Origin of the sequence: Paenibacillus sp. FSL R5-0749, assembly GCF_038595085.1 — a bacterium.
In the GTDB taxonomy this organism is placed as follows: domain Bacteria; phylum Bacillota; class Bacilli; order Paenibacillales; family Paenibacillaceae; genus Paenibacillus.
Map to the genome: position 1 here is coordinate 346,474 of NZ_CP152005.1, position 12,747 is coordinate 359,220.

The following is a 12,747-nucleotide window of genomic DNA, read 5'->3' on the forward strand; positions in this document are numbered from 1 at the left end:
ATGTAATTTATTTACTTGTCCATCCTAGTATAAATGTTTGCAACGAGAACGGAAAGAGTAAAATTAATTTATAACAATTTAATTGTGTATTATTTAAAATGCGTATCATTTTCCAATTGAGTTATAATGTTAAAAATAAAGATTTGTACAAAGGTAAGCATACGCCGATTGTCGGCAATCCATTCACTGGGTAATAATGAACAATAAAGAAGTGATATTTCTGAGGAAAGGGAGGAGATTACTATGGGAACGGTTCAATTTGTCTTGCTGGCTGATGATCCATCCACATTTTTGACCCGAGTTGTCCCCTTTATCGATATTGAGCTTGCGGGAATTCCGGGTGACCGTCATTATGGTCTGCTTCGTCCAGCGGACTCACGTCAGAAAATATACAAGCGCGGTACACCCATTGCGAATCGCCGCCAGATCAGTATTGTGTCCGAAGAAGAATGTGCTCTTATTGCAGAGAAAATGAATATTCCTGAAGTGCGGCCAGAGTGGCTGGGTGCCAACATACTGGTCCGTGGCATTGATCGATTGACGGAACTGCCTGCTGGGACGCGGCTTTTATTTCCGAACGGGACAGGGTTAATATGTGAAGGGGAGAACCTCCCCTGTGTACATCCGGGGAAAATGATTGAACAATTCTATAAACAGGACGGTTTGCGCAAAAAATTCGTGCCTGCGGCTCGCAAAAAACGTGGGATTGTGTGCTCGGTTGAGCGGGAAGGTGTAATCCATACGGGGGACACCATAGAGGTCATTCGCCTGTCCTGATGTTCAGGACAGGTTCTATTTGATCAGCCCCCGGCGCTCACCATTCGGATGTCTAGAGTGGTAGTACTCCTCTGGTGTACTGCCAATAATAGATTTGAAATCTCGGATAAAATGGGATTGGTCATGATATCCAAGGTCCTGGGATAGCTTAATCAGGTCACAGTGAAGACCGCGGTCCATCAATTCCGCAGCATTTTGCAGACGATACAACTTAATTACGGTTTTGGGTCCGATGCCCACATACTGACTGAACAGGCGTTGAAGCTTTCGGGTATGCATATTCCAATAGGAAGAGAGGTCATCTACTCTCAGCATCTCCCGGTTCTGTTCAATCTGTTGCACAATATCGTTAACCATTCTTGCTTGGGCATCTTCAGCAGGAAGGTGTGCACATAATAGCTGGTCAATGTAACTGGTTTTATCCGCATCATCCCCCGCCCCAAGAAGCCGGTCTTCCAAGGATTCCGCTGTGACGTCAAGAATATTGGATACATTCATCGGCTGTCCGTACAAGGATGAGACAGGAACCCGGAGGAAGGGATAAAAGCCTCCTGGCTTGAATTTCACGCCAAATACACGACCTTTCCCACTCACAAGATAGGAGAATTTACGTCCGGATGGACCGAAGAAAAACGTATGGTTCCGTTCCACAACCAGATTGACACAGGGGTTAGGCACGACATGTTGGGGATACGGTTCAAGTCCCGTCAGATCCCAGGATACGATCCAGTAATGTTTAACAAAAGGGCGAAGTGCTTCGGAAGGAGCATGGCGTGTCAGTTGATACTTATGATCACCTTCATTCAGATTCAGCAGGCCCATACTTGGTCTGTCTCCTTGTTCTACCTGTTTCATCCGAATCATTCCTCCTGCTCATCTCACATTATTTAGGTTCTCGGAACAACAATGCCCGCACTGCAAAACGGGGTAAAATGAGTTGCCTGCGCCATCTTGAAGGTTGACTGAGGAGGCGATAGAGCCATTCCAGGTTAAGCTTCTGCCATATCGCAGGGGCACGTTTGGTTTTACCAGCGAGGATATCGAGACTACCTCCAACACCTATGGCTACACGAGCGTTCAATTGATGGCGATACTTGTTAATCCAGTTTTCTGCATGGGGGGCGCCAAGAGCAACGATAAGAAAGTCTGGTTGAGCAGTACGAATCTCTTCCACAATCTGTTGTTCCTCATCTGCCTGGAAAAAACCATGGTGTCTGCCTTTTACGACAACTCCCGGATAACGCTGAGCAATGACTTTCACGGCCTGTTCACTTACGCTTTCCTCTGCTCCTAGCATATAGAATGACCAGCATTTTTGATCACCTTCCTCCAATAAACGAAACAGCAGATCACAACCGGTTACCCGTTCAGTCAATTGTCCGCCCCGCAAACGGGATACCATCACAATGCCAGCATTGTCAGCTGTAACCAACCCGGCTTGATCGACGACTTGGCGAAGATAGGCATTTTTCTGACAGGACATCACAATCTCGGGATTGCCTGTTATTTCATTCCAGTTTAGTATATCTGATCTTCTGGAAAAGGACTATATATGGGCGAAACCCGTTTTAGTAATGATATAAAAATTCCATGAGTGATAAATATCTTTATCGATATGACCTGTTGTCGCGTTTTTACAATACGGCCTTTGGGGTATAACGGTAGGATAGGAGTGCGAGGTGGGTAGATCGCGTGTCCAATACTTAAAGGGAGTGAGTCCATGGAACTGAAATATGAATTCTATATCAATGCAGGACTTGAAGATGTGTGGAATGCTCTAATATCACCAGACGGCACACGGAACAGCTTTTTCGGTAGTGAACTTCGCACTAATTTCCAACCAGGTCAGCCATTTGCTTATGTAGGGCCGGGTAATGATGGTGCGGAGACTGTACATGTGTACGGAGATATCTTGGAATTTGAACCACTGTCCAGACTTAGTTATCAAGAGCATCCTGGACCGTCGTACCATGCCAATCATGCCGAGCTTCAATCCAGGGTGGTCTTCCAGTTGGAGACTGTGGGGGAGTGTACGAAGCTGACACTGATTAATGATCAATTTACAGATAACCATCCTTCCTTTGCGAATGCACAGAGCAGCTGGTGGATGATTCTAAGCAGCATCAAAACATGGGTGGAAACGGGGAAAACATTGAATTTTGGCTGGTAGCTGGTATGAGACATCATGTGAGATTAATTATCATAAAAAAATAAAAGCAATCTAATATAAGAACCGGTGCTGATTCAGCATTGGTTCTTGTTTTTTTATACAAATTTAAGACTATTGCTCTACATTTAATGTCTGATAATGTCGAAATATATATCATATGACCTAAGAGGAGAAATGAACATGTTTCGTAAACGTACTGAATCTACCAAACCAATTCGTATAGATGCACATCAAAAGTTACTGGAGTATAGTCGTAAACTCGTAGCAAATGCAGAAAAGGGCGATTATAACGCATGGATTGAAGATGGCATTGAATTTCCGGAAAATGATGAAATAGCTAGTAACATCAAAAAAGCAGTACATATGATGAAAGCACAAAACGATGCCGTGGAAATGCGTCTTAGAATGCTGAATCAGGCAATGAATGTAGGATTATGGGAATCTGACATTGTTGCAGGTGATCCGCTGGATAACAATAATGTCGTGGCATTTTCGAATGAATTCCGCCAAATGTTAGGATTCAATAATTCCAAGGATTTCCCTGATGCATTTGCAAGCTGGGCCAAATCGATATATCCGGATGACAGAACCCAACTGGTGCAGGAGATTATGGAGCATGTAAATGACACAAGAGCAACAACTGCCTATAATGTCATCAGCCGTATGATTACAAAAAGTGGAGAAGTTCGCTGGTTCCGATGCCTTGGACAAGTCATCCGAAATCAGGCTGGGGTTCCAGTCAAACTTCTGGGCATTATGTTTGACATTCATGAGGAGAAGAGCAAGTCTGATGAGCTGGAAGCACTCGTCACCCGATATGATCTTGTTAACCGCGCCTTGGTGGAGGCACCGTGGGATATGACCGTTGTGGCTGGAGATGTGGTGAATCCGAATAATGAATTTTGGTGGTCACCCCAGTTCCGTAGAGAATTAGGGTTTAAAGACGAGCAGGATTTCCCGAATGTGTTCAGCAGCTGGAGCAGCAGACTTCATCCGGAAGACCATGATCGGACGATCAACGAATTCGCCAGACATATGAACGATTATAGTGGTCGTACACCGTACGATCTGGATTATCGTTTGCAGCGCAAGGACGGGGAGTACCGATGGTATCACGCAGGTGGGGAGACCATTAGGGATCAGGATGGAGTACCGCTCCGTGTAGCTGGAACCATTCGAGATGTAACCCATGAGAAGAATAAGGAACAGATCGTGGAAGCCATGAATCTGAAAACCAAACAATTATCCGAATCCATTGGCGAGATGGTACGTGGAATCAACTCAATCACCGATCAGGCACAGGATCTGGTTACTGCACAGGAGTTATCTGCCGATGCAGCCATTCAAGTGAAAAGCAGTGCAGATGATACGAAGAATATCACGGTGTTTATACGAGAGATTGCCAGTCAGACCAATCTCCTGGGATTGAATGCAGCGATTGAAGCTGCACGTGCGGGAGAGCTGGGACTGGGATTTGGCGTCGTTGCGGGGGAAGTCCGGAAACTGGCTGATCACAGTTCTGAGGCCACAGTCAATATCGAAGACAGCATGCAGAAGATGAAAACACTGATTGATCAGATTCTTGAGCATATCGGTAATATGTCTACGTTAACGCAAAATCAGGCTGCCCTGACACAGCAGGTGAATGCTTCAATGGATGAGATCAACACCATGTCACAGGATCTGGTTGATTACTCGCGGAATCTATAATTTCGAAGCCGTTTGTTGTAACATCACGATCATTGGCACACATCATCAACAAAAAATCCACCGGGATGCATTTCTGCCCTGGTGGATTTTTTGCATATCTATATATAGCTAAGATGTATAGCTTCAGTTTCAGTTAGTGAATTAGACTTGTTGAACTTTGATCAGGTTTGTATTACCGGATTGACCGATTGGAACACCAGCGGACAATACAATGATGTCGCCTTTTTCGATGTAACCTGTTTTGATTGCGTTACGTGTAGCGGACTCGAACATTTCATCCGTAGTGGTTACTTTGTCGCCCATAACCGGAATGACACCGGAGAGCAGGCAGATTTTCGCCAGTACTTCTTCATGTTGTGTAACTGCGATGATTGGCGCTTTTGGACGATATTTGGAGATCATACGTGCTGTGAATCCACTCTCAGTCGAAGTGATGATTGCTTTTGCATTCAGTACGAGGGAAGAACTTACTGCGCCCTGACTGATAACTTCAGTAATATCAGCGATCTGTTGAGCCGATTTTTGTGCGAATTGCTCTTTGTAATCGATCATTGTTTCAGCACGGCGTGCAACTGCAGCCATCGTGCGCACGGATTGTACCGGATATTTACCAGCAGCCGATTCACCGGACAACATCACAACGTCAGCACCTTGAAGTACAGCGTTAGCTACGTCACTTACCTCGGAACGAGTAGGGCGTGGGTTCACTTGCATGGACTCCAGCATGTGAGTAGCTACGATAACTGGTTTACCCGCACGGTTACATTTGTCGATCATTTCTTTTTGCATCATTGGCACATCTTCGATCGGTACTTCAACCCCGAGGTCTCCACGAGCAACCATGATACCGTCAGATGCTTCAATAATATCGTCCAGGTTCGTCATACCTTCCTGGTTTTCGATTTTGGAGATGATCTGTACGTGCTCTACACCGCGTTCTTTCAAAATGCTGCGGATTTCACGGATGTCGTCGCCTTTACGAACAAAGGATGCTGCGATAATTTCGATATCGTTTTCAATCCCAAATCCGATGTGCATAATGTCACGCTCGGTTACACCTGGCAATGTCGTTTTGATTCCTGGCAAGTTAACTCCTTTGCGTGGTTTGAGAATGCCGCCACTGATGATTTTACAATGGATGTCGGATCCTTCCACAGACAGTACAGTAAGATCTACGAGACCATCATCGATGAGGATACGATCGCCAGGTTTCACAACGAGGTTCAGTTCTGGATAGTTTACCGAGATACGCTCAGCGTCACCGAGGATTTCTTCGGTAGTCAGGATCAGCTCTTTACCTGCTTGCAGATGGCAAGATGCTTCTTTCAGTTTGCCAATACGAACTTCAGGCCCTTTGATGTCCATCATGATCGGTACATAGGTGTTCAGTTCGGAAGCTGCTTTGCGGATATTGTTAATCCGTGTAACGTGATCTTCCAGTTCGCCATGAGCCATGTTCAGACGAGCAACAGTCATACCTTCCTGAATCATTACTTTCAGCAATTCGATTGAGTCACAAGCAGGTCCCATGGTACAAATAATTTTTGTTTTTAACATGCTAATTTCCTCCTCATATTTAAGCTTATATGTGTATTGTAGCGTTTTCTGTCGAATCAGGGTATGAACTATAGTACAATGATTAGAGTATAGTCCGATAATGAGGTGTGTTATGTTCACTCCACTTGAAGTACGACATATTAACGGTGTTGGTTGGTACGAAGAAGCTGTGCAATCTCAACAAACCTGGCGACTTAGCTTGGTTACTTATGGAAAATGTGTATATTGGGTGAACGGTGATAAACAGATCATGGAAAAGGGGGAATTGCTCCTCATTCCAGGTGGTGTCCCATATTACGGCAAGAGTATTCCAACAGTAACGCACACACAGATTGTAATTCAATTGCAACGAAATCATACAGAAACTCTGCCTGCGCTCGAACGGTATGAGGCTTTGCGCCATAAACCTGGATGTTACGAATTGATCCATCAACGCATGAGCGCTATTCATCAACAATGGCAGGAGCGTCCGTCTTATTATGTCATGATGAGCCAAGCCTTATTGATGGAAGTGTTGATTTATATTAACAGGGAGTTAGATCGGGGAGTCATTCCGCCGGAGAGACATAATCATGTTGAACGGATGAAGCGGTATATTGAGCGGCATTATCGGGAGAAAGTGACAAAGGAAGAACTCGGGGACGAGATCAACAAGACTCCCAATTATGCTGCTGCATTATTCAAAAGCATGACGAATCAGACCATCAGTCAGTATGTCCATGATCAACGGATGAAACGAGCCATATACCTGCTCACGGAGTCACAACTCTCCATCCAGGAAATTGCCGAATTTCTAGGCTACCGGGACCTGTCTTATTTTTACCGCATATTTAAGCGTATAACGGGAAGTCCACCATCCGATCTGCTCCATGAACGCCCGCCTATAATATGAAACGTGTAGCCCAACCCTAATAAGTTCTTCTATATAAGTAGGTTAATTAAATGAGTACAAAAAAAGAGGGCTCAGGCCCTCTTTTGCTGTATAACAGGATTATCATCCCACCTGCTACATATATAGATGCTGTTAAACATGACTGCTTGAATTAGATGCTGTGATTGCTTGCTTGCCCTTTTTTCGTGCCTGCCCAAGACGAAGAGCAAAGACATGTACAGTCCAATACGCGGCCTCCGCAAACAAAATGCCTCCGGCAATGTCCAGCAAGGAATGCTGTTTGACAAACACCGTTGAAGCAATAATCAACCATAGCCACACTGACCAAGAGATGCGTGCCAAAGGTTTGAAGTTCAAGTGTCTGTTAATCATAATAAACAGCAAGTAGCTGGTCAGAACGTGAACACTTGGGAAACAATTGAAAGGCGCATCGTTGGTATAGATAAACTGTACTAACACGCTGCTTAGATCGGTTCCGCCGATCACCGGGCGTGGCACATGAGTGGGGAACACCGCAAAACAGACATTGGCAGCCATCACCCCAATATTATAGGTAATTAACGTGCGCCAGAATAGCGACTTGTTTGTCAGACCCAGATAGAGAAATCCGAGATACAGAATGGGCATCCAGCTAATGTATGGATAAATAAATTCTTTGATAAAAGGAATCTGTGTGTCAATCCAAGCATAATTGTAGAATACATCACTACCCGTGTTGCTACCTAAAAAAACGTAAATTGAGCCTTGGAGCGGTATGCACAGAATAGCCAGTAAATGCCCCCAACGCTGAAAGAATGCTCTCATAGTATCCCCCTGATTTCATTATGCATTGTGAAACTATCGGTTAATGGATGCTTCATAGATATATGACGTTGAAGAGTCGCCGCACCCCTGCAGCTTTAAACTCTTGTAATACTATAATGGACAGATGAAGGTATAAGCCATACCTGATTTTAGGGGAAATGCAGTCAGGATAAGTCTCTTTTTTGTTACTTTTATATTTTTATCCATGATAGGAATATTCATTGTGCTCGTGATATGTTACAACTACATTGGCATATATGTTCATATAAAGACGAAAAAAAGCAAATGAAATGAGGTAGGCAAATGTATGGTTAACCCGCAATCCGAGCCAAAACATTCCTTTTCTGAGCGAAAACCTGTGCTCACCGTCGTGATTATTGAGCTACTTCTCCTGTTAGCCGTATTTGCTGCAGGGGCCATTGCCACGATAAAACAACTCGACTACACTTCTCCCGTGCTCATTTCCTTTACACCTATCGCAATTGTGCTGATCATCTATCTGACGTTAAGACGCAAGTGGGGAGAGACCGGATTTCGATCTTTGAGAATTATCCCAGCTGGGCACGCAAAGTATTATATTCCACTACTCCTTGTACTGGGTACAATTTCTCTGAAAGGATTTGGAGAGCTTAGCTTGTCACGGGTGGTCTTTTTTATCTATTTTACCTTGCTCGTGGCCTTTGTTGAAGAAACGATCTATCGGGGGCTTATTTTCAAAACATTGCTTCAAAAAAGTGCAGTGGCCGCAGTCGTCACCTCCAGCATCTTGTTTTCAATTACGCATTTGCTGAATGCATTGTCTGGTCAAAATATGACGGATACGATCATGCAATTGGTCTATGCGCTGCTTCTGGGAGCTGCACTGGCATTATTAATGCTGAAGAACGGAAATATCGTACCGCTTATTTTGTTTCATTTCATACATAATCTGATTCAATTCCTCGGGAATGATCTGGAGGACACAGGAACACTTCCCTATGATCTGTTTATACTTGCAGTACTGATTGCATATTGTGCCTGGTTAGTATGGAGCAATCGAACCCATTCGACGATTCCTTCCAATACAAGTGAGCAGGACAATACGGTTGTTCACTAAAGGTATTGCTTGGAAGTAGTATCTTAACGTTTCCCGTCAGCAGTGAGATCATGGTATACTTCAGTCTGGCGGGAAGACAGTTATGTTCGTGATACGAGGTCTGCCTATCCGTACATTAGATTCAAACAGTAGGTGATATAGTGGAGAAGACAGCACAAGGCGTAGCAGAATGGATGGTACAGGAGATTAAATTCACAGGAACACTTCATCAGGAAGCTGCCATAGAATATGTGAAGACCCATTTTGGCGAAGAGTTTGTTTTTGTGAACGAGAACGGCAATGCATCCTTGTCCAAGGAAGTGAAGAAGGCCTTCCGTAAGCTTCATCGTGGGCAGATCGCCTGGGATCGGGATGCATTTATGTGGGCATGGACCTAATGTGTTAAACTGTAATGATATGAATCATTGAATGTGTTGGATATGCATGTCAGAATATTATATAAAAAATGTATAAGATGGATTAGATCTGCATATCCTTTCATAAGACCGTACACAAGTGACCAGTCACATAAACGTGATAAACCCTGTTGCCACGCGAGTTAATAACATGTATTTCCAAAGCTGTTTGAAAAGAAAATACAAAGATTTGCTTTTTGGCTGAAATGGAGTTATAATAAAAACAAGTTGTAGAGAGTGGAAAACCTAATTCATATATTGTAAAGGGCGATCACTTATAGGTTTATGACTGGTACCTTTTTCAATGTGTGAATTTTTATTTGCTTGCTGCAAAGAACAAAGGAACATGTTAATCTTTATTTGGAGGTGTAATTCACATGCAAAACGGAACAGTAAAATGGTTCAACGCTGATAAAGGCTTCGGTTTCATCGAAGTTGAAGGCGGAGAAGATGTATTCGTACACTTCAGCGCTATTACAGGCGAAGGCTTCAAAACGCTGGACGAAGGTCAACGCGTGCAATTTAAAATTGTACAAGGAAACCGTGGTCCTCAAGCAGAAGAAGTTGTAAAACTGTAATTAAAGCATAGCTGCCTTTAACATGTTATAATGGTAAAGGCAGCTTCTTTTTTTTGATTAGTTATATAAAAGTCGACCCAATAGTTGTCGAGGCAGAAGTTCGGTGGTACGTAAAACTTCCGCTAAGTGTACGCTTCTGTGAAATAACGTCGGTTAGATGTTTTTCCATAACAAAGGGGGTAGAAGTCATGTATAATCGCAAAAAACCGTTGGAAGAGATTCCACAAGCTGATGCGGCAATCTGGGAATGTACGAGTGATACGTGCAAAGGATGGATGCGGGACAATTTTGCGTTTGATAACGTACCTACTTGTCCGATATGTGCTTCTGAGATGGTCAGCACGACTAGGATGCTACCATTGCTTGAGAATTCGAATAGTAATCTAAAAACGATGCCTAAAGGAAATCGGATTTAACATAGCTTACCCGCCTCTAACGAGGTGTTTTTTTTTAAGATCAAATAGACACCCTCTGCGAAGGTAAGGGTATTAAATATGAAGTTCCCGGCATTCGTTTTAGCGAATGCCTTTTTTTGTCTCTTCATTTACAGAAAGTATACTGTAATTGACGTGTATCGTATGAAAAAGATAAAGACCCTTTTCGCTATAAGCAAAAAGGGTCTTTGTTATGCTACAAATTTACCATGATCAGATTTGAGTTTAGATGAATAGGAATGGCAGCAGGAACAGTGTTGCTACCAGAGCCAGTTCGATCCCTGCTCCATAGCCATAACCCCGACCGTATCCATATGGACCGTATGCCGAGGATTTAACATTCTTTGATGCAACAGCGTTTTTCTTGCTACCTTTTACCAACTGCTGTTTGGACTTGACTGAACATAGCCGTGGTCCCTCGAAACATCCGTTCAAATAAACTTTGCCATCACGACATTGGCTGAGTGTACCATACATATGCTTACCGTCTTTCATAACAAGACAAACGGAACGTCCAACGTGCGGAGAAACCGTTTCTTCACATACCCGATTAATTCTGTACATGCAAATCCTCCTCATTAGATGCGGTTGCCGCTTGAATTCAACGGTTTTTATATCATAGTAGAGCGAAGAGGAATTGGTATGGACGAGTACCCGGAAAATCGAATAGGGAGGAGCCGTTTTTAAGTCTGTTCCATACACTGGGAGAAGTGAGGAGGGGATGTTGCGTGGATTATCATGACATGCTGGCTCGTTTAGGGGAAGGGAGTGCCCATCCTGGAGGATTTTTGGCAACACTGAAGTTGCTTGATAGCTTATCTCTGCCATTGGGTAGTCATATTCTTGAGATAGGATGTGGCACTGGGAGGACTGCGTGTTACCTGGCTAAAAGTGGATATCAAGTAACAGCCATTGATCTTCATCGCAATATGTTGGATAAGGCAGTTCGGCGAGCAAGACGAGAGCGAGTGGATGTTCGATTTATTCAGGCTGATGTAACATCGTTGCCTTTCCCGGAAAACCATTTTGATATGGTATTTGTGGAGTCGGTTACGATCTTTACCCCATGGCGGAGTGCACTTAATGAGTATAGAAGAGTGTTGAAGCCCGTTGGACTTTTGGTAGATCGGGAGATGGTTCTATCCGGCCAGAAGACCGAATTGATGTTTCGCAGACTAAAGCAATTTTACGGTATACGAACCTTGGTAACGGCGACAACATGGAGAAAACGCCTAAAACAGTGTGGCTTCACTAAGGTAGAGGTCAAAGAACATTCACGTTCTATGGGAAAATGGGGCGTAGATCATGATCCACATCGTGAGATCGATATGAATTGGTTCGAGGATGAACAAATGCAGCGAATGAGCCAGACCAATGATCGGTTGCTCGCGAAATACGGCAAAAAGTTGGGGTATGCCGTTTTTCAGGCCAGAGCACCGTTGGAGATCGAAAAGGAAAAATAGGAAAAAGGCAACTCCACAATAGTTGTGGGTTGCCTTTGGTTTGTTACAGACAGAACGTACTACAGCATATCATTATCGATAATGCGCCAGTGGTGTTTGAGCAGGGCTTCCAGTTGGTTCTTATCTTTGGCTCGAAAAGCACTTAAAATTTGTCGGTGCTCTTCATTAACTTCGAGCAGTACCTCAGATAGCTTTGGTTTATTATCACTAACATACGACTGCCGGATGAAGCTGTTCTTCAATGTGTTTAACATCTCGATGACTGTGGCGTTACCACATCGCTGAATGTACAGGTTATGAAACTGATATTGGTTCTTGTTGTAGGCAGCAAGATCGAGCTGGCTGATATCTTCATCCATTCGGACAACGAGAGTTTCCATTTCCAAAAGTTCAGAGGGTCTGAGATGGTCTGCTGCAAGTGTGGCAGCAAGTGCCTCCAGCACACCAATCGCTTGGGAAAACTCCAGTTTTTTGCCTGCATCAAAAGGAGTGACAATAAATCCCCTGCGTGGGATGTATTGCAGCAGATTGTCTGAAGCCAGCTGGAAGAGGGCCTCCCGAGTAGGTGTCCGACTGATGTCCAGCTTTTTGCATATTTCAGCCTCGTTGATCTTCTGGTTGGGAAGCAGCGTTCCGTCCTGAATCTTCTGGGCAATGTAATCGTATACGTGATCTTTCAAGGACCGGTATTTGGGTACCTCCATACCGAATCCTCCTTTCTATGTAAAGTTAATAATTAGATGGGTGTAAGGCCGTGCTGGGTGCGCCGTTCAGGAGTTTCAAGTTTTAATCATCTTAACACCGAGGGGGAAGTTGGGCAAGCAAACTTCATATTTCAGGGGATGTAAGTGCCGTGTTATATATAGCACAT

Annotated in this window: 15 protein-coding genes; 9 read left to right on the forward strand and 6 right to left on the reverse strand. The window is 43.9% G+C overall.

Annotation, left to right across the window (positions count from 1 at the left end):
• Positions 1-243 precede the first annotated feature (243 nt).
• Positions 244-777 carry an MOSC domain-containing protein gene (locus tag MKY85_RS01610; protein ID WP_339239136.1) on the forward strand — a complete coding sequence of 178 codons (534 nt, stop codon included), beginning with the start codon at positions 244-246 and terminating at the stop codon, positions 775-777.
• 15 nt (positions 778-792) lie between these two features.
• Here MKY85_RS01610 and MKY85_RS01615 read toward each other — a convergent pair whose 3' ends face one another.
• Both MKY85_RS01615 and MKY85_RS01620 read right to left on the reverse strand, forming a co-directional pair.
• The gene (locus MKY85_RS01615; RefSeq protein WP_342571615.1) at positions 793-1,632 is read right to left on the reverse strand and encodes a helix-turn-helix transcriptional regulator; all 840 of its coding nucleotides are present in this window, start codon (positions 1,630-1,632) and stop codon (positions 793-795) included.
• A gap of 28 nt (positions 1,633-1,660) precedes the next feature.
• Positions 1,661-2,260 (reverse strand): WecB/TagA/CpsF family glycosyltransferase, encoded by a 600-nt coding sequence (locus tag MKY85_RS01620; RefSeq protein WP_342571616.1) that lies wholly within the window; start codon positions 2,258-2,260, stop codon positions 1,661-1,663.
• 237 nt (positions 2,261-2,497) lie between these two features.
• Here MKY85_RS01620 and MKY85_RS01625 point away from each other — a divergent pair, with 237 nt between their 5' ends.
• Complete coding sequence (locus MKY85_RS01625) at positions 2,498-2,947, forward strand: SRPBCC family protein (protein WP_253429235.1); 450 nt, start codon at positions 2,498-2,500, stop codon at positions 2,945-2,947.
• 180 nt (positions 2,948-3,127) lie between these two features.
• Positions 3,128-4,657: a PAS domain-containing protein gene (locus tag MKY85_RS01630; protein ID WP_342571617.1), complete on the forward strand. Its 1,530-nt coding sequence runs from the start codon at positions 3,128-3,130 to the stop codon at positions 4,655-4,657.
• Positions 4,658-4,798: 141 nt separating this feature from the next.
• On the opposite strand, the gene pyk is transcribed toward MKY85_RS01630, so the two are convergent.
• Positions 4,799-6,214, reverse strand: a complete 1,416-nt coding sequence (gene pyk, locus MKY85_RS01635) for a pyruvate kinase (protein WP_342571618.1) — start codon at positions 6,212-6,214, stop codon at positions 4,799-4,801.
• A 112-nt stretch (positions 6,215-6,326) separates the two neighbouring features.
• Between pyk and MKY85_RS01640 the strand changes: the two genes are divergently transcribed.
• Positions 6,327-7,106 (forward strand): AraC family transcriptional regulator, encoded by a 780-nt coding sequence (locus tag MKY85_RS01640; RefSeq protein WP_342571619.1) that lies wholly within the window; start codon positions 6,327-6,329, stop codon positions 7,104-7,106.
• A 132-nt stretch (positions 7,107-7,238) separates the two neighbouring features.
• On the opposite strand, the gene MKY85_RS01645 is transcribed toward MKY85_RS01640, so the two are convergent.
• Positions 7,239-7,910 carry a phosphatase PAP2 family protein gene (locus tag MKY85_RS01645; RefSeq protein WP_342571620.1) on the reverse strand — a complete coding sequence of 224 codons (672 nt, stop codon included), beginning with the start codon at positions 7,908-7,910 and terminating at the stop codon, positions 7,239-7,241.
• Between the two features lie 307 nt (positions 7,911-8,217).
• Here MKY85_RS01645 and MKY85_RS01650 point away from each other — a divergent pair, with 307 nt between their 5' ends.
• The 4 genes from MKY85_RS01650 to MKY85_RS01665 all read left to right on the forward strand — a co-directional run bounded on the left by MKY85_RS01650 (position 8,218) and on the right by MKY85_RS01665 (position 10,395).
• A complete protein-coding gene (locus MKY85_RS01650) occupies positions 8,218-9,006 on the forward strand; it encodes a CPBP family intramembrane glutamic endopeptidase (protein ID WP_342571621.1) in 789 nt (262 codons plus the stop codon).
• Between the two features lie 140 nt (positions 9,007-9,146).
• A complete protein-coding gene (locus MKY85_RS01655; RefSeq protein WP_339258395.1) occupies positions 9,147-9,383 on the forward strand; it encodes a hypothetical protein in 237 nt (78 codons plus the stop codon).
• Between the two features lie 395 nt (positions 9,384-9,778).
• Positions 9,779-9,979 (forward strand): cold-shock protein, encoded by a 201-nt coding sequence (locus tag MKY85_RS01660; RefSeq protein WP_024633772.1) that lies wholly within the window; start codon positions 9,779-9,781, stop codon positions 9,977-9,979.
• 188 nt (positions 9,980-10,167) lie between these two features.
• On the forward strand, positions 10,168-10,395 hold the full coding sequence (locus tag MKY85_RS01665; protein ID WP_017691121.1) for a cold-shock protein: 228 nt from the start codon (positions 10,168-10,170) through the stop codon (positions 10,393-10,395).
• 243 nt (positions 10,396-10,638) lie between these two features.
• Here the strand turns inward: MKY85_RS01665 and MKY85_RS01670 are convergent, their stop codons facing one another.
• Positions 10,639-10,977, reverse strand: coding sequence for a hypothetical protein (locus MKY85_RS01670; RefSeq protein ID WP_342571622.1), 339 nt, complete (start codon positions 10,975-10,977; stop codon positions 10,639-10,641).
• Between the two features lie 164 nt (positions 10,978-11,141).
• On the opposite strand from MKY85_RS01670, the gene MKY85_RS01675 reads away from it, so the two are divergent.
• Positions 11,142-11,876: a methyltransferase domain-containing protein gene (locus MKY85_RS01675; protein WP_342571623.1), complete on the forward strand. Its 735-nt coding sequence runs from the start codon at positions 11,142-11,144 to the stop codon at positions 11,874-11,876.
• Positions 11,877-11,935: 59 nt separating this feature from the next.
• Here the strand turns inward: MKY85_RS01675 and MKY85_RS01680 are convergent, their stop codons facing one another.
• Positions 11,936-12,580, reverse strand: coding sequence for a GntR family transcriptional regulator (locus MKY85_RS01680; protein ID WP_036671927.1), 645 nt, complete (start codon positions 12,578-12,580; stop codon positions 11,936-11,938).
• Positions 12,581-12,747: the final 167 nt, after the last annotated feature.

What these genes read in the sequence shown, in the direction of transcription:
- MKY85_RS01610 (WP_339239136.1), top strand. Translation starts at nt 244, where the DNA reads ATGGGAACGGTTCAATTTGTCTTGCTGGCTGATGATCCATCCACATTT.
- MKY85_RS01615 (WP_342571615.1), bottom strand. Translation starts at nt 1,632, where the DNA reads ATGAAACAGGTAGAACAAGGAGACAGACCAAGTATGGGCCTGCTGAAT.
- MKY85_RS01620 (WP_342571616.1), bottom strand. Translation starts at nt 2,260, where the DNA reads ATGTCCTGTCAGAAAAATGCCTATCTTCGCCAAGTCGTCGATCAAGCC.
- MKY85_RS01625 (WP_253429235.1), top strand. Translation starts at nt 2,498, where the DNA reads ATGGAACTGAAATATGAATTCTATATCAATGCAGGACTTGAAGATGTG.
- MKY85_RS01630 (WP_342571617.1), top strand. Translation starts at nt 3,128, where the DNA reads ATGTTTCGTAAACGTACTGAATCTACCAAACCAATTCGTATAGATGCA.
- pyk (WP_342571618.1), bottom strand. Translation starts at nt 6,214, where the DNA reads ATGTTAAAAACAAAAATTATTTGTACCATGGGACCTGCTTGTGACTCA.
- MKY85_RS01640 (WP_342571619.1), top strand. Translation starts at nt 6,327, where the DNA reads ATGTTCACTCCACTTGAAGTACGACATATTAACGGTGTTGGTTGGTAC.
- MKY85_RS01645 (WP_342571620.1), bottom strand. Translation starts at nt 7,910, where the DNA reads ATGAGAGCATTCTTTCAGCGTTGGGGGCATTTACTGGCTATTCTGTGC.
- MKY85_RS01650 (WP_342571621.1), top strand. Translation starts at nt 8,218, where the DNA reads ATGGTTAACCCGCAATCCGAGCCAAAACATTCCTTTTCTGAGCGAAAA.
- MKY85_RS01660 (WP_024633772.1), top strand. Translation starts at nt 9,779, where the DNA reads ATGCAAAACGGAACAGTAAAATGGTTCAACGCTGATAAAGGCTTCGGT.
- MKY85_RS01665 (WP_017691121.1), top strand. Translation starts at nt 10,168, where the DNA reads ATGTATAATCGCAAAAAACCGTTGGAAGAGATTCCACAAGCTGATGCG.
- MKY85_RS01670 (WP_342571622.1), bottom strand. Translation starts at nt 10,977, where the DNA reads ATGTACAGAATTAATCGGGTATGTGAAGAAACGGTTTCTCCGCACGTT.
- MKY85_RS01680 (WP_036671927.1), bottom strand. Translation starts at nt 12,580, where the DNA reads ATGGAGGTACCCAAATACCGGTCCTTGAAAGATCACGTATACGATTAC.